11 protein-coding genes and 1 tRNA gene are annotated in these 14,078 nt (G+C 75.6%); 7 read left to right on the forward strand and 5 right to left on the reverse strand.

Features of this window, described 5'->3' with window-relative positions; genetic code table 11:
• Position 1: 1 nt before the first annotated feature.
• Positions 2 to 2,329, reverse strand: a complete 2,328-nt coding sequence (locus ACRYRX_RS16580) for a putative bifunctional diguanylate cyclase/phosphodiesterase (RefSeq protein ID WP_432513497.1) — start codon at positions 2,327 to 2,329, stop codon at positions 2 to 4.
• Positions 2,330 to 2,489: 160 nt separating this feature from the next.
• Between ACRYRX_RS16580 and ACRYRX_RS16585 the strand changes: the two genes are divergently transcribed.
• Positions 2,490 to 2,562, forward strand: a tRNA-Arg gene (locus ACRYRX_RS16585).
• Positions 2,563 to 2,564: 2 nt separating this feature from the next.
• Here ACRYRX_RS16585 and ACRYRX_RS16590 read toward each other — a convergent pair.
• Positions 2,565 to 4,310: a hypothetical protein gene (locus ACRYRX_RS16590; protein ID WP_432513498.1), complete on the reverse strand. Its 1,746-nt coding sequence runs from the start codon at positions 4,308 to 4,310 to the stop codon at positions 2,565 to 2,567.
• A gap of 256 nt (positions 4,311 to 4,566) precedes the next feature.
• On the opposite strand from ACRYRX_RS16590, the gene ACRYRX_RS16595 reads away from it, so the two are divergent.
• From ACRYRX_RS16595 to ACRYRX_RS16615, 5 genes are read left to right on the forward strand one after another with little or no spacing between them, the layout of a single operon-like run.
• Positions 4,567 to 5,862 carry an extracellular solute-binding protein gene (locus tag ACRYRX_RS16595; RefSeq protein ID WP_432513500.1) on the forward strand — a complete coding sequence of 432 codons (1,296 nt, stop codon included), beginning with the start codon at positions 4,567 to 4,569 and terminating at the stop codon, positions 5,860 to 5,862.
• A 54-nt stretch (positions 5,863 to 5,916) separates the two neighbouring features.
• Positions 5,917 to 6,885 (forward strand): carbohydrate ABC transporter permease, encoded by a 969-nt coding sequence (locus tag ACRYRX_RS16600; protein WP_432513501.1) that lies wholly within the window; start codon positions 5,917 to 5,919, stop codon positions 6,883 to 6,885.
• 1 nt (position 6,886) lies between these two features.
• Complete coding sequence (locus tag ACRYRX_RS16605) at positions 6,887 to 7,774, forward strand: carbohydrate ABC transporter permease (RefSeq protein ID WP_432513503.1); 888 nt, start codon at positions 6,887 to 6,889, stop codon at positions 7,772 to 7,774.
• A gap of 46 nt (positions 7,775 to 7,820) precedes the next feature.
• Positions 7,821 to 8,654 (forward strand): alpha/beta fold hydrolase, encoded by an 834-nt coding sequence (locus ACRYRX_RS16610; RefSeq protein ID WP_432513504.1) that lies wholly within the window; start codon positions 7,821 to 7,823, stop codon positions 8,652 to 8,654.
• 10 nt (positions 8,655 to 8,664) lie between these two features.
• Positions 8,665 to 9,456, forward strand: a complete 792-nt coding sequence (locus ACRYRX_RS16615; protein WP_432513506.1) for an aldo/keto reductase — start codon at positions 8,665 to 8,667, stop codon at positions 9,454 to 9,456.
• Between the two features lie 18 nt (positions 9,457 to 9,474).
• Here ACRYRX_RS16615 and ACRYRX_RS16620 read toward each other — a convergent pair whose 3' ends face one another.
• From ACRYRX_RS16620 to ACRYRX_RS16630, 3 genes are read right to left on the reverse strand one after another with little or no spacing between them, the layout of a single operon-like run.
• The gene (locus ACRYRX_RS16620) at positions 9,475 to 9,702 is read right to left on the reverse strand and encodes an RNA-binding S4 domain-containing protein (RefSeq protein WP_432513509.1); all 228 of its coding nucleotides are present in this window, start codon (positions 9,700 to 9,702) and stop codon (positions 9,475 to 9,477) included.
• Positions 9,699 to 10,028 carry a hypothetical protein gene (locus ACRYRX_RS16625; RefSeq protein ID WP_432513510.1) on the reverse strand — a complete coding sequence of 110 codons (330 nt, stop codon included), beginning with the start codon at positions 10,026 to 10,028 and terminating at the stop codon, positions 9,699 to 9,701. The genes ACRYRX_RS16620 and ACRYRX_RS16625 overlap by 4 nt, the downstream gene beginning before the upstream one ends.
• A gap of 58 nt (positions 10,029 to 10,086) precedes the next feature.
• Entirely contained in the window at positions 10,087 to 13,539 is a 3,453-nt protein-coding gene (locus tag ACRYRX_RS16630) for an ATP-binding cassette domain-containing protein (RefSeq protein ID WP_432513512.1), read from the reverse strand.
• 108 nt (positions 13,540 to 13,647) lie between these two features.
• On the opposite strand from ACRYRX_RS16630, the gene arr reads away from it, so the two are divergent.
• On the forward strand, positions 13,648 to 14,076 hold the full coding sequence (gene arr, locus ACRYRX_RS16635) for an NAD(+)--rifampin ADP-ribosyltransferase (protein WP_432513513.1): 429 nt from the start codon (positions 13,648 to 13,650) through the stop codon (positions 14,074 to 14,076).
• Positions 14,077 to 14,078 lie beyond the last annotated feature (2 nt).

Raw genomic sequence — 14,078 nt, forward strand, 5'->3', positions numbered from 1 at the left:
GCTAGTCGAGCACCGCCCCGCGGCGGGAAGCGCGCCCGCCGCCCGCCCCGGCCGGGACGGCGGCGGGCACCGGGGCGGGCTCCCGCCCGGCCAGCCAGCGTTCCAGCTCGTGGGCGGGCAGCGCCTTGGAGTACAGCCAGCCCTGCACGACGTCGCAGCCCGCGGCGGCCAGCTCGCGGTTGGTCTCCTCGTCCTCGACGCCCTCGGCGACCAGGCGCAGGCCCAGGGAGTGGGCCAGCATGATCGTCGACCGCACGATGGCCAGCGCCCGGTCGTCGGCCGTGAGGTCGGTGAGGAAGGCCTTGTCGAGCTTGAGGTCGTCGACGGGCAGCTCGCGCAGGTAGGCCAGGGAGGAGTAGCCGGTCCCGTAGTCGTCCACGGCCACCCGCACGCCCTGCCCGCGCAGGCGGTGCAGGATCCGCCGCGCCCGCTCGTGGTCGACCATGAGGAAGTCCTCGGTGATCTCGATCTCCAGCAGGTGCGGGGGGAGCCGGCGGGCGGCCAGCAGCTCCGCGACGCGCTCGGGCAGCTCCTCGTCGCTCAGGGACGACGCCGACAGGTTGACCGCGACGGCCAGGGGCCGGCCCGCCCGCCACCAGTCGCCGGCCTGGTCCAGCGCCTGCTCCAGCACGGCCCGGGTCAGCTCCTCCATCAGGCCCGCGCCCTCCACGGCGGGCAGGAAGGCGTCGGGGAAGAGCAGCCCGCGCCGGGGGTGCAGCCAGCGCACGAGGGCCTCGACGCCGTGCACCGCGCCGGTGCCCACGTCGACCTTCGGCTGGTAGTGCAGGACCATGCGGCGGGCGGCGATGTCACCGCGCAGCAGCTCGGCGGTCTCCAGCCGCTCCCCCGAGCCGAACTCGTCGACCTCCTCGGAGTAGGCGAACGTGCCGAGGTGGTGGGCCTTGGCGTGGTACATGGCGACGTCGGCCTGGCGCAGCAGGGCGTCGAGGCCGGCCGAGGCCGCCGGCAGCACCGAGACGCCGACGCTGGCGCGCACGTGGACCTGCACGCCGGCGACGGTGCAGGGCTCGCGCAGGGCCTCGTGGACCCGCCCGGCCAGGGCCAGCGCCCCGGCCCGGGTCGCCGCGGCCCCGCCGAGCACCACGGCGAACTCGTCGCCGCCCAGGCGCACGACCGCGGCGCCGGGGGCGTCGGCGACCTGCCGCAGGCGCCCGGCCACGTCCCGCAGCAGGGAGTCCCCGGCCTGGTGCCCGAAGCTGTCGTTGACCTCCTTGAAGCCGTCGAGGTCGAGCAGCAGCAGGGCGACGTCGGCGCCGGGACCGGCGGCCAGGAGCAGGTCGGTGGTGCTGCGGTCCAGCGCCCGGCGGTTGCCCAGGCCCGTCAGGTCGTCGGTGCGGGCCAGTTCGCGCTGCCCGGCGAGCCGGGTGACCTCGCGGAAGGTGAAGAGCAGGCGGGCCAGGGCGCTGAGGACGGTGGCGACGGCCAGGACGACGGCCACCGGGTGCAGGGGGTGCCGGTGGTCCACGACGAACACGCCGAGCGCCACGACCGTGGCCAGCAGGGGGATCGACACCAGCGCCCACCCGGGCAGGCGCGGCCCCCTGGGCCCGGGCGCCCCGCCGGGGGCGAAGCCCATGAGGACCACGCCGGCCACCCAGACGCCGTCGGTGAGGCGACCGGAGACGTAGGTGCCGGTGGCCGTGGCGAGCAGGTAGGCCAGGTCGGCGACGACGAACAGGACGAGCCCGGCGGCGAGCCGCCACAGCCCCCGCGGCGGGCGCCAGCCGAAGAGGGAGAGCACGGCCGCCAGCACCAGCAGCAGGACCAGGTCCAGCGCGGGGTAGGCCGAGGTGGTCGCGACGGCGGCCCAGGAACCGGACGCGGAGACGATGGGCCCGATGACCGCGGCGGCGGCCACGGCGCCGACCGCCAGGCCCCCGACGACGCCGTCCAGCCACAGGCTGCCGGCGTGCCGGTCGTCGCGGTGGCGGGCCAGCAGGATCAGCGCCGTGAAGGCGGCCGGGTAGAAGAGGAAGAAGCACAGGTCGGCGCCGGAGGGGTACGGCTGGTCCGCCAGGGGCCGGACGAAGAGGCTCCAGAAGACGTTGCCGGCGCCGTAGACGGCCAGGCCCGCCGCCAGCAGGTACCCGGCGCGCCGGGCGCGGGGCATCGCCAGGGTCCGCACGAGGCAGATCGCGGCGGCGGCCTCGTAGGCGAGGTTGTTGAGCAGGCCGTCCAGCAGCGGGGTGTACCCCTCCTGGGCGCGCACGCCCGGGATCGTCGAGACGACGAAGGCGATCGGGGCGACGAGCAGGGCTGCCTGCAGCAGCAGGTGGCGCGCCGGCGCCTGGGCGCGGGTCGCGCTCACGTGGTCCTCCCGGGGGTCGCAGGAGGTGTCGGCACCCGGGGGCCGGGCCTGGACCCCCCGACCGGGTGGCGGGCCCGGCCGGTCGCCCCGGGGGCCTCGCGGCGGAGGTGCGCGCGCCCGCGACTCGCTAAGGTGTGCGCGCCGGCCGTCGCCGGCGCAGGCGCTCGTAGCTCAACGGATAGAGCGACCGGCTTCTACCCGGTTGGTTGGGGGTTCGAATCCCTCCGAGCGCGCCTCACCCGGCCCCGCCGCGCCCCCGCAGCCGCACCCGCAGGACGCCGGGGGTCCGCCCGGTCAGGTACACCCGTTCCCCCTCGGCCGCGTGGCTGCCGCGCAGGTAGTCGTACTGCTCCCCGCCGTCGTAGCGGGCCGGCTGGTCGGCCGCGCCGGCGCCCTCGCCGGTGCGGGTGAGGACGATCTCGTCCGGCCCGACGGCGTAGCGCACCTGCGCCCCGGTGGGCACCGACCCGCCGCCCGCGGCGGGCGCCACGCCCTCCAGGACGCCGCCGGGGCGGAAGGTCAGCTCCAGCGCGTACGACGTCGCGGCGCCGCCGAACCCGACCGTGAGGTCGGCACCGTCGTCGAGCAGGTCGACGCGGACGTCGGTGACGAGCTCGACCGCGTCCACCCGCCGCCGGTCGAAGGCCATCGCGGCGTGGAAGCGGCCCTCGTCGCCCAGCGGGTAGGCGCCCGCCGGGTCGCGGTCGGCGGCCGCCAGCGGCTGGTAGTACCCGGCCCGCAGCTCCTGGTGCAGCAGCACCGCCCCGTCGTCGGCGCGGCCCAGGGTGGCGCTGCGGAAGGGGCCGAGGCCGAAGAAGGCCGTCGACAGGCGCACCGACTCCAGGACCGCGGCCCCGTGCCGCAGCCGCAGGAAGGTGGCGGAGTTGGCCGTCCCGGACCGGATCGTCCCCACCCGCGGCTGGTCGCTGCCGCCGAACACGACGGTGCGGGTGCGGCCGCTGGCGTGCACGAGCAGGCCGGAGGCGGGCAGTTCGGCCCGCCCGTTCCACGCCGTGCCGGGCCCGGCGGGCAGGACCGCGCCGAGGGCGGGCCGCACGAGCACCTCGGGCAGCAGGCGGCGGCCGTCCACGCCGTGGGCCTGCAGCAGGCGCGCCGCGTCGGCGAAGTCGGCCCGGCCCTCCTCGAGCGCCAGGCGGCGGTAGGGCAGCAGCAGGTCGCGGCCGGGGTGGCCGGGGGCGTGCTGGTCCTGGCGCCGGGAGTGCACCGACTCCACGACGCCGTCCTCGTCGAGCAGCGGCAGGAACGCCTCGAGGTTGCGGCGCACCGGGTCCAGCAGCTCGGGGCGGTCCAGCAGGTCGGCCAGGACGAGCAGCGAGGGGTTGGTGACGGCCCCGGCGTACAGGGGGCTGCGCTCGGAGTACATGCCGTCCGGCTGCAGGTCGACGCCCTCGGCGAGCCACTCCTCGACGCGGGCGCGCACGGCCGCGTCCGGGCCCAGCAGGGCTTCCAGCCGGGCGAGCGCGCTGGCCAGCTCCCACCGGTGGTTGGGGGTGTGGACCCCGCCGGTCAGCAGCGGGGGCAGGACGCGCGCGGCGACGTCCCGCAGGCCCGCGGCGACGTCGGCCAGCGCGGGGTCGCGCTCGGCGATCGCGGCGGTCAGGCACAGGTCGTTGACGGTGAAGGCGGTGTCCGGCGGGGAGGCCAGGTTGGTGCTGTCGAACAGGCCGCCGGGGGTCTGGGCGGCGCGCAGCTGCCCGACCAGCCGGGACGCGGTCGCGTGCACGAGCGCGGAGCCGTGGTGCACCGAGCCGGGGTGGCAGGCGGCGGTGACCAGCGCCTTGAGCCGCGAGGTGGTCTCGCGGTGGGCCAGCGGGCTGAGCGCGGGGGCGTCCGGGGCGAGCAGGCCGGTGACGTCCTCGTCGAGGTCGCGCACCAGGGCCGCGGTGAACGCGGTGTCGCAAGCGGTGTCGCAGGCGGGGTCGCAGGCGGGGTCGCACGGGGGGGTGGGGGTGGGGTGCACGGGGTCCTCCGGACGGGGTGGGCGCGCGGCGCCGGGTGGGCACGACGCTGCGCCACCGGCGGTGACGTTATCGTGCGCATGACCTGACGAGAAGTCATGCGCACCAGCGTCGTGTCCCTTGACCCGGTAAACCCTTTCCACCTACGTTCCAGGAACCGCCGGCACGGCGGTGCCGTTCCGACCGCCGGCCCCCTCTCGGGCCACCCGACGACGGGTGCGGGAACGGCTGGGGACCGGGAGACGAGGAAGTCCATCCATGAGCCAGAACAGCACCAGCCGGCGGTCCGTCCTCCTCGGCTCCCTCGCCGCGGCCGCCACCGCCGGGACCCTCAGCGCCTGCGGCGGGGACTCGTCCACCGGCGGCGGGAACGCTGACAAGATCACCTTCTGGCTGTCGGCCAGCGACGCGCAGGCGAAGGGCTACTACGACCTCGCCGACGCGTTCGAGGCGCAGCACGGCACCACCGTCGAGATCGTCAACGTGCCCTACGACGGGTACCAGACCAAGCTGCGCCAGGCCGCCCAGGCGGACTCGCTGCCCGACGTGGCCAGCGCACCGTCCCTGGACCCGATCTGGACGAACAAGCTCCAGGACCTCAGCGCCGTCGCGACGAACCCGGCCAACGGGATCGACGACAAGCTGTACCAGGAGACCGACGACGGCAAGATCCTCACGATCCCCTCCGACATCACCGCGGCCGGGTTGTTCGTCAACGCCTCGCTGTTCCAGCAGGCCGGCGTCGCGTACCCGACCGACCCGGCGAGCACCTGGACGTGGGACGAGTTCCTGGCCGCCGCGGCCCAGGTCCGCACCGCCACCGGCGCCCAGTACGACCTCGTCTACGACGCCTCCCCCGCCCGCATCCGCGCGTTCGTCTACGGGCACGGGGCGAAGGGTTTCCAGCTGAACGACGAGGGCACCGAGTACACCGTCGACGACGCGACGGTCACGGCCCTGCAGGAGTTCGTCGACCTCAACGACGACGTCGTCATGCCCAAGTCGGTGTGGACCTCCGGCGCCGACCCCAACGCGCTGTTCAAGAGCGGTCAGGTCGTGGCGTACTTCTCCGGCGTCTGGCAGGTCGCCGACTTCGCCGACAGCATCTCGCAGTTCACCTGGGCCGCCGTCCCCACGCCCGCGCAGCCGACGCACGCGACGGACATCAACACCGGCGGCAAGGTCGTCGCCTTCGACAACGGCGACACCAAGGACGCGGCGATGAAGTTCGTCGAGTTCCTCTACGACCCCGCCAACTACGCGAAGGTCGCCGCCACGAACGGCTGGCTGCCCGTGGAGACCGGGCTCGACATCGCCTACCCGGGGACCAACCAGGCCGCCCTGGACGGGTACGCCCTCTACCAGCGGGAGATCGAGCTCGCCGACCCGATCTCCACCTCCGGCAGCGAGGCCGGTGAAAAGCTCACCCTGGCGGGCAAGGCCATCACGACCGACCCCACCAAGGACGAGCTGGGCAAGGCCATCAACGGCCAGCAGACCGTGCAGCAGGCGGTCGACAACATCGTCGAACTGCTCAACCAGCAGATCGCCTGACGTCCCCGCCCGGACCCGGGACCGCCGGGTCCGGGACCACCCCCAGGAGGTTCCATGACCCCCAGCGCCCCGGGTCCGGTCCCCGCCGCGGTCGGGACCGGCCCCGCCGCCCCCGCGCCGGCCCCGCGCCCGGCCACCGGCCGCGCCACCCGCCGCCGCGCGGCGCGCTACCGCCTCGCCCCGCTGCTGTTCGTCGCCGTCAACGTGGTGCTCTTCGCCCTGTTCTTCGTCTGGCCCGCGGTGACGGGGCTGTACTACTCGTTCACCAGCTACACCGGCGTCGGGTCGGCCCCGTGGGTGGGGCTGGCCAACTACGAGAAGCTCCTCGGGGACGCGGCGTTCTACTCCGCCTTCGGTCGCACCGTGGTCTTCACGGCCGTGTCGGTGCCGCTGATCTACGTCCTGTCGCTGACGATGGCGGTGCTGCTCACCAGCCCGCACGCCAAGGGCAAGGCGGTCGCCCGCGTGCTGTTCTTCGTCCCGTGGCTCGTCTCCCCCATCGTCGCCGGGGTCATCTGGCGGTGGATCTTCGGGGAGAACTTCGGGCTGGTGAACTACCTCATCACCTCCCTCGGCGGCAGCGCCGTCCCGTGGCAGTCCAACGCCGACCTGTCGCTGGTCATCGTCGCCATCGCCGGGGCCTGGGGCGGGACCGCGTTCAACATGCTGCTGTTCGTCGCCGCCCTGCGGAACGTGCCCGTCTCCTACCACGAGGCCGCCTCGATCGACGGCGCCTCCCCGTGGCAGCGGTTCCGCTACATCACCCTGCCGAGCATCGCGCCGACGTCGTTCATCGTGATCCTCCTCGGCAGCCTGGGCGCCATGAAGGAGTACGCCCTGCTGCAGTCGCTCAACGGCGGCGGCCCGGGCACGGAGAACAACCTCCTCGTCCAGTACATCTTCCGGACCGGTTTCCAGCAGGGGCAGATCGGCTACGCCAGCGCGGCCTCCTTCGTGCTCATGGCCGTCCTCATGGCCATCGCCCTGCTCCAAGTCCTCGTCAACCGACGCCGGGAGGCGTGAGATGGCCCTCTCCTCGCTGCCGCGCCCGAAGGCACCGGCGCTGCGCCGCGCCGCCGCCGGACGCGAGGGCGGTTCCCCCGCCCGCACCGTCGGCGCCACCGTCCTGCTGTGGCTGCTGGCCGTCCTGTACGGGTTCCCGGTGCTGTGGTTCGTCCTGTCGTCGTTCAAACCGGCGGGGGACCTGTTCTCCTACCCCCTCACCCTGCTGCCGCAGAACCCGACGCTCGCCGGGTACGAGCAGGCCTGGACGAGCTTCGACTTCGCCCGGTACTTCACCAACACGCTCGTCGTCGCCGTCTCCACCACCGTCCTGACCGTCCTGGCCAGCGCCATGACCGGGTACGCGCTGGCCAAGTACCAGAACTGGTGGCTCAAGGCGTTCTTCCTGTGCATCCTCGCCACGACGATGCTGCCGACCGAGGTCATCCTGTCCCCCTCGTTCCTCGTCGTGCGCGACCTCGGGCTCTACAACCACCTGGCCGGGATCGTCGTCCCGTCGATCATCACCGCGACCGGCTGCTTCATGTTCCGGCAGTTCTTCTCCACGGTCCCGAACGAGCTCCTGGAGGCGGCCCGCATCGACGGCTCGAACGAGCTCACGACGTTCGTGCGGGTCATGCTGCCGATCGCCCGGCCCATCATGGTGACGCTGGCGATCTTCTCGTTCCAGTGGCGCTGGAACGACTACATCTGGCCGCTGATCGTCCTCAACGACCCCGGCAAGTTCACGCTGCAGATCGGCATCCAGAGCATCGTGGGGGCGCAGAACGTCAACTGGTCGGTCCTGCTGGGGGCCTCGGTCATCTCGATCGTCCCGCTCGTCGTCATCTACCTGGTGTTCCAGCGGTACGTCATGAACGCCGACATCAACGCCGGTCTGAAGGACTGAGCACCTTCCCCGGGCGGACGGCCGCCCGCCCGGGGACAGTGGGCCGGTGGACACCTTCACCCGCGCCGGCCTGCGCTTCGCCGTCTCCGACTCCGGACCCGCCGACGGGGACGTCGTGGTGTGCCTGCACGGGTTCCCGCAGGGTCCGGAGGCCTACGACGCCGTGGTGCCCCGGCTCGTCGCGGGCGGGCTGCGGGTGCTCGTGCCCGAGCAGCGCGGCTACTGCCCCACCGCCCGGCCCCCGCACCGGCGCGGCTACGCGCTGACCGAGCTCGTCGCGGACGTCCTCGCCCTCCTCGACGCCGCCGCCCCGGGGCGCCCGGTGCACCTCGTCGGCCACGACTGGGGCGGGGTCGTAGCCTGGGCCCTGGCCGCGGCGCACCCGGACCGGGTCGCGTCGCTGACCGCGCTGTCGCAGGCCCACCCCGCGGCGTTCGGTGCGGCGATGACGCGCTCGACGCAGCCGCTGCGCTCGACGTACGTCGCGTTCTTCCAGCTGCCGGCGCTGCCCGAGCGGCTGCTGCTCGCCGGGGGCGGGCGGCTCCTGGCGGCGTCGTTGCGCCGCAGCGGGCTGCCCGCCGGGCTCGCCGCCGGGTACGCGCGCCGGCACCGCGCCCCGGGGAGCCTGACCGCGGCGCTGAACTGGTACCGGGCGCTGCCGCACGCCGGTCCGGTCGGTTCCGTCGAGGTCCCCGTGACGTACCTGCACGGCCGCCGCGACCCGTTCTACGCGCCCGCCGCCGTGACCGGGACCGCCGACCACGTCCGGGGCCCCTACCGGCGGGTGCCGCTGGACACCGGGCACTGGGTGCCCGAGCTGGCCCCCGGGGCCGTCGCCGAGGCGGTCCTGTCCGCTGCGGGCCGCCGGGACCGGACGTAGCGTCGGCGGCGTGAGCCCCGACGCGACGACCGACCCGACCACGCCCGTCCGCACGCTCGACGGCACCCTCGACCTGCCCCTGGTGGGCCTGGGCACGTACGGGCTGCGCGGCGAGCCCGGGTACCGCGCGCTGCGCGACGCCCTCGACGTGGGGTACCGGCTCCTGGACACCGCGACGATGTACGAGAACGAGGACGAGGTGGGCCGCGCGGTGGCCGACGCCGGCCTGCCGGACGTGCGGATCACCACGAAGCTGCACCACGAGCACGCCGGCCGCGAGGAGGAGTTCCTCGAGCGGAGCCTGCGGCTGCTGCGGGTCGACGTCCTGGACCTGTGGCTCATCCACTGGCCGCCCGGCGGGGCGGCGCGACCGGACGTGTGGGAGCGGCTCGTCGCGGCGCGCGAGGCCGGGCGGGTGCGGGCGGTGGGCGTCTCGAACTACTCCCTGGCCCAGCTCGACGAGCTGACGGCCGCGACCGGGGTGACCCCGGCGGTGAACCAGGTGAAGTGGGGACCGGCCCTGTTCGACGCGGAGCTGCTCGCCGCCCACCGCGAGCGCGGGGTCGTGCTGGAGGGCTACTCGCCGTTCAAGGCGACCGACCTCACCGCCGGGCCGCTGCGCGCGGCGGCCGACCGGCACGGGGTGAGCGCCGAGCAGGTCGTCGTGCGCTGGCACGTCCAGCACGGCGTCGTGGTCATCCCCAAGTCCGGGGACCGGCAGCGGCAGGCCCGCAACCGGGACGTGGCGGGGTTCGCGCTGGACGCGGCGGAGGTCGCCGCGATCGACGCCCTCGGCCGCTGACCGGCGAGCGCCCCGGCCTCACCCCGTGACGCGCACCGTCCACGTCCCCCCGCCCAGGCCCACGACGTCGCCGTCGGCGAGCTGGCGCCCGCGCCGCTCCTCCGGCTCGCCGTTGACGGTGACGTCCCCGGCCACGAGCGCCTCGCGGGCCTGCCCGCCGGTGTCCACGGCCCCGGCCAGCTTGAGGAACTGCCCCAGCCGCACGACCCCGGTCACCTCGACCACCTCGGCGTCGGGGCCGCTCACTCCTCGACGGCCAGGGCGGTGAGCACCCCGGCGATCCGGTCGGCCTCGGCGCGGGTGAGGCGCTCGGGCACCAGGACCTCCACGCGGGTGCCGTCGGCCAGCGGGACGGTGTGCATGAGCATCGCCCGCCCCTCGGCCACGACCTCGGCCTCCTGGACCTCCTCGGTGCTCGCCCCGCCGGGCGCCGGGGTGGTGCCGAGGAACGCCTTGAGGCGGTCGATGCCCTGCGCGGCGAGGCGCTCGGCCTGCGGGTCGATCCGGCCCTGCCTGAGCAGCCCCCGCAGCACCGAGTCCAGCGACTCGCCCTGACCCTTGTTCTCGTCCATGGCCCCAGCCTCGCACCCCGGCGCGGTCGGGTCGTCCCCCCGGGGTCGGACCCCGGCCTCACCCGGCCAGGTGCCCCCAGTCCCCCTCCAGCTCCTTCCACGGGCCGACCGCCTCCACCCGCCCGTCGGCCAGCACGACGACCCGGTCGGCGGCCAGCAGCGCGGACCGCTTGGAGGACGCCCCGATGACGGTGGTCCCCCGGTCCCGCAGCGACTGCCACAGCTCCAGCTCGGTGCGGGCGTCCAGCGCGGAGGACACGTCGTCGGCGACGAGCAGGTCGGCGCCCGAGGCGAGCGCGCGGGCCAGCGCGAGCCGCTGCACCTGGCCGCCCGACAGCCGCACCCCGCGGTGCCCGACGAGGGCGTGCCGGCCCCCGGCGGCCGTGACGTCGCGGGTCAGGCGGGCGTCGCGCACCGCGTCGTCGGCCAGGGCGCGCGCGTGGGCGTGGTCGAGGGTCACGTTGTCGTCGAAGCTGCCCGACAGGACCCGCGGGACCTGGGCGACGTAGCTGACCCGGCCCGGGCGCAGGAAGGTCTGCGGGTCCTCCACGTCGACGCCGTTCCAGCGCACCGCGCCCTCGTGGTCGACCAGACCGGCCAGGGCGGCGAGCAAGCTGGACTTGCCGGACCCGACCCGGCCGGTGAGCAGGACGAGCTCACCGGCCTCCACGTGCAGGTCGACGTCCTGCACACCGACGGTGCCGTCGTCGTGCACGGCCGTGAACCCCTCGACGTCGACGTGCCGCAGCGGCGTGCGCGGCGGCGCCTCCGGGGCGGGCGCGCGGCCGGTCAGCAGGTCCGTGCCGGCCGGGACGCGCACCACGTCCGGCGTCCCGGCGAGCGCGGTGACGGCCCGCAGCCACTCCCGGGCGACGGGGGCCTCGGTGATGACGGCGCCGGACACCGTGCCGTAGTAGGACGCTCCCGCGACGGCGGTGGAGACCAGCAGGGCGTCGGCCAGCGACCACCAGCCGCTCAGGTGCAGGCCCCAGGTCACCACGACGCCGGCCTGCACGAGCACCCCGGGGACCCCCTCCAGCAGGGCCCGGACCCGCAGCTCGCGCACCGAGGCCCGCACGCGCCGGCCGTCGACGGCCACCAGGCGGCGCAGCACGTCGGGGACGGCCCCGGCGAGCTTGACGGTGCGGGCGGCGTCGACCGCCGAGCCGAGGTCGCGGCCGAACACGGCGCGGGCGTCCCCGGCGGCCCGGCCCCGCCGCCCGGCCAGCGGCGCGCCGACGACGGAGACGAGCGCGGAACCGGCCATGACGACGGCGACGACGGCCCCGGCCGTGACGTCCCCGGCGACCAGGGAGGTCACGGCCACGACGAACACGCCGATGACGACGTCGACGCAGCGGTCGGTGTAGAGGACGAACCGCTCGGAGTCCAAGCACCGGGCGGTCACCTCCCCGGCGGGCACCCGGGCGAGGCGGTGCTGGCGGGTCTGCCCGCGCAGCACCGCCAGCCGCGTCGTGAGGGTGATCGCGTTCCACCACAACGGGTACACCCGCAGGGCGACGGTCAGCAGGAAGGGCACGGACACCAGGACGAGGACGAGGCCGGCCATCGGCGCCCACACCCGCTGCGGCTCGGCGCCGGTCTGCAGGCCCTGCACGACGAGCCCCCACAGCCAGCCGGCCACCGCGCCGTAGGTGCCGAGCACCGAGCACAGGGCGAACAGGACGGCGCCGAGCAGCCCCCAGCTCGGGTGCCGGGTGACGGCGGTCGCGACAGCCCGCAGCAGCCGGGGGCGGGGGCCGGCCGGGGCGGGCGGGCGGGGGCGGCGGGGCCGGCTGGACAGGACCTCGCCGTCGTGGTGGACGGGGTCGAGCTGCTCGGAGCCGCTGGCGCGCAGCAGGTCGGCGAACGGGCCGGGCCGGTGGGCGAGCTCGGCGCGGGGCCCGTGCTGGACGAGCGCGCCGTCCTCCAGGACGGCCACGTGGTCGGCGCGGGCGGTGGTGCTGAGCCGGTGGGCGATGAGCAGGCCGGTGCGGCCGGCGAGCAGCCGGGCGGCGGCGGCGCTGACGCGGTGCTCGGTGACGGGGTCCATCCGGGCGGTGGCCTCGTCGAGGACGACGACGCGGACGTCGCGCACGAGCAGCCGGGCGAAGGCGACGAGCTGCTCCTCGCCGGCCGACAGGGTGCTGCCGCCGGGACCGAGCCGGGTGAGCAGCCCCTCGGGCAGGCCGTCGACCCACTCGCGCAGGCCGAGGGAGTCGACGGCCGCCTCGAGCCGGGCGGGCGGGACGTCGGCGTCGAGGGTGATGTTCTGGGCCAGGGTCCCGGCGAGCAGCTCGGTGCGCTGGGTGACGACGCCGACGCTGCGGCGCAGGTCCTGCAGGTCCAGCGCGCCGACGTCGTCCCCGCCGAGCAGCACCTGCCCGGGGCCGGGCTCCAGGGCCCGCGACAGCAGGGCGGCCAGCGTCGACTTGCCCGAGCCGCTGCGCCCGACGAGGGCGCAGGTGGTGCCGGCGGGGACGGTGAAGCGGACGTCGCGCAGCGCGAAGCCGCCGGGGTGGGCGAAGCGGACGCCGGCGAACTCCACGCTCAGCGGGCCGGCGGCCACCGGACGGCCGCCGACGGGCTCGGCGGGAGCGGTCAGCAGGGCCCGGATGCGTTGCACCGCACCGAGCCCGGCCTGCACCTCGGGCAGCCGCTCGGCGATCTGGTTGAGGTCGCCGGCGAACCCCGAGCACAGCAGGAAGATCGTCACGAGCTGCGCGACGCCCAGGCGCCCCTCGCCCACGAGGGCGACCCCGCCGACGACGAGCGCGCAGCACAGCAGCGACAGGACCAGGACGCTGCGGCGCGCGACGGTGGCCGAGACGGCCGTGGTGGCCCGGACCCGGTCGAGCACCGCGGCGGCCAGGGCCGCGTAGCGGCGCACCACGTGGGGGCGGCCCAGGCTGGAGCGGATGTCGTCGCGTCCGGCGACGGCCTCCTCGAGCTGGGCCGCGTGCTCGGTCCAGGCGACCTCCTCGGCCACCTTGCGCTCGACGAGGAGCGCCGCGGGCCGGCGCACGGCGAACCACACGACGACGGCGACGACGGGGAACACGATCCACGCCGGCCACCAGACGAGCCCGGCCACGACCCACCCCGCCAGGCAGCGCACGGCGCCGCGGCCCAGGTCCCAGACGGCTTCGCGGACCAGCTGGGCGAGCTGGCGGGGGTCGTCGTCGACGCGGTCGATGACCTCGCCGACGGCCTGCTCCCCCAGCGCCGGGACGGGCTGGGCGAAGGCGGCGGCCAGCAGGTCGGCGCGCAGCCGGCCCTCGGCCCGCCCGACGGCCGTGGCCAGCGCGACCCGGCCCAGGGTGTCCCCGGCGCTGGCCCCCACGACGAGGACGGCGAGCGCGGCGAGCAGCCCGACGCCGGGGTCGGCGGCCAGCCGGCCGGTGACGACGGTGCCCAGCGTCTCGGCGACCGCGGCCAGCACCCCCAGGACCGCCGCCCCCGCCGCCGTCGGGCCGGCCAGGCGCCGCCAGGACAGGGTGGGGCGGGACATGCGGGTCCTCCGGTGAGCGCTCGGGGCGGCGGGGTCGCCCCGTCGACGCTAGCGAGGGGCGGGCGCCGGGGGCCTCCCGTTTTCCGGGCGCCGTCCTACGCTGCGGGGGTGACGGCGGCGGACGAGGGCGGACCCTTCTTCCACGGGACGCGGGCCGAGCTGGCGGCCGGCGACCTCCTCGTGGCCGGTCGCCGGTCGAACTACCGCCCCGAGGTGGTGATGCACCACGTCTACTTCACGGCGCTGCGCGACGGGGCGGGCCTGGCCGCGGAGCTGGCCGTGGTGCTGGCCGGGGGCCCGGGCAGCGGTGCGGTCCCCCACGTCTACGAGGTCGAGCCGACCGGCCCCTTCGAGGACGACCCGAACGTGACGGACAAGAGGTTCCCGGGCAACCCGACGCGCTCCTTCCGCAGCGCCGACCCGTTGCGGGTCGTGCGGGAGGTCCACGACTGGACGCGCCTGTCCCCGCAGGCGCTGCGGCAGTGGACCGAGCGCCTCACGGCCCTGCGCGAGGCGGACGCCGAGATCGTCAACTGACG

Origin of the sequence: Kineococcus lubricus, assembly GCF_050871965.1 — a bacterium.
Classification (GTDB): Bacteria; Actinomycetota; Actinomycetes; order Actinomycetales; family Kineococcaceae; genus Kineococcus.

Coding starts and splice junctions, on each gene's coding strand:
- ACRYRX_RS16595 (WP_432513500.1), top strand. CDS start 4,567: ATGAGCCAGAACAGCACCAGCCGGCGGTCCGTCCTCCTCGGCTCCCTC.
- ACRYRX_RS16600 (WP_432513501.1), top strand. CDS start 5,917: ATGACCCCCAGCGCCCCGGGTCCGGTCCCCGCCGCGGTCGGGACCGGC.
- ACRYRX_RS16605 (WP_432513503.1), top strand. CDS start 6,887: ATGGCCCTCTCCTCGCTGCCGCGCCCGAAGGCACCGGCGCTGCGCCGC.
- ACRYRX_RS16625 (WP_432513510.1), bottom strand. CDS start 10,028: ATGGACGAGAACAAGGGTCAGGGCGAGTCGCTGGACTCGGTGCTGCGG.
- ACRYRX_RS16630 (WP_432513512.1), bottom strand. CDS start 13,539: ATGTCCCGCCCCACCCTGTCCTGGCGGCGCCTGGCCGGCCCGACGGCG.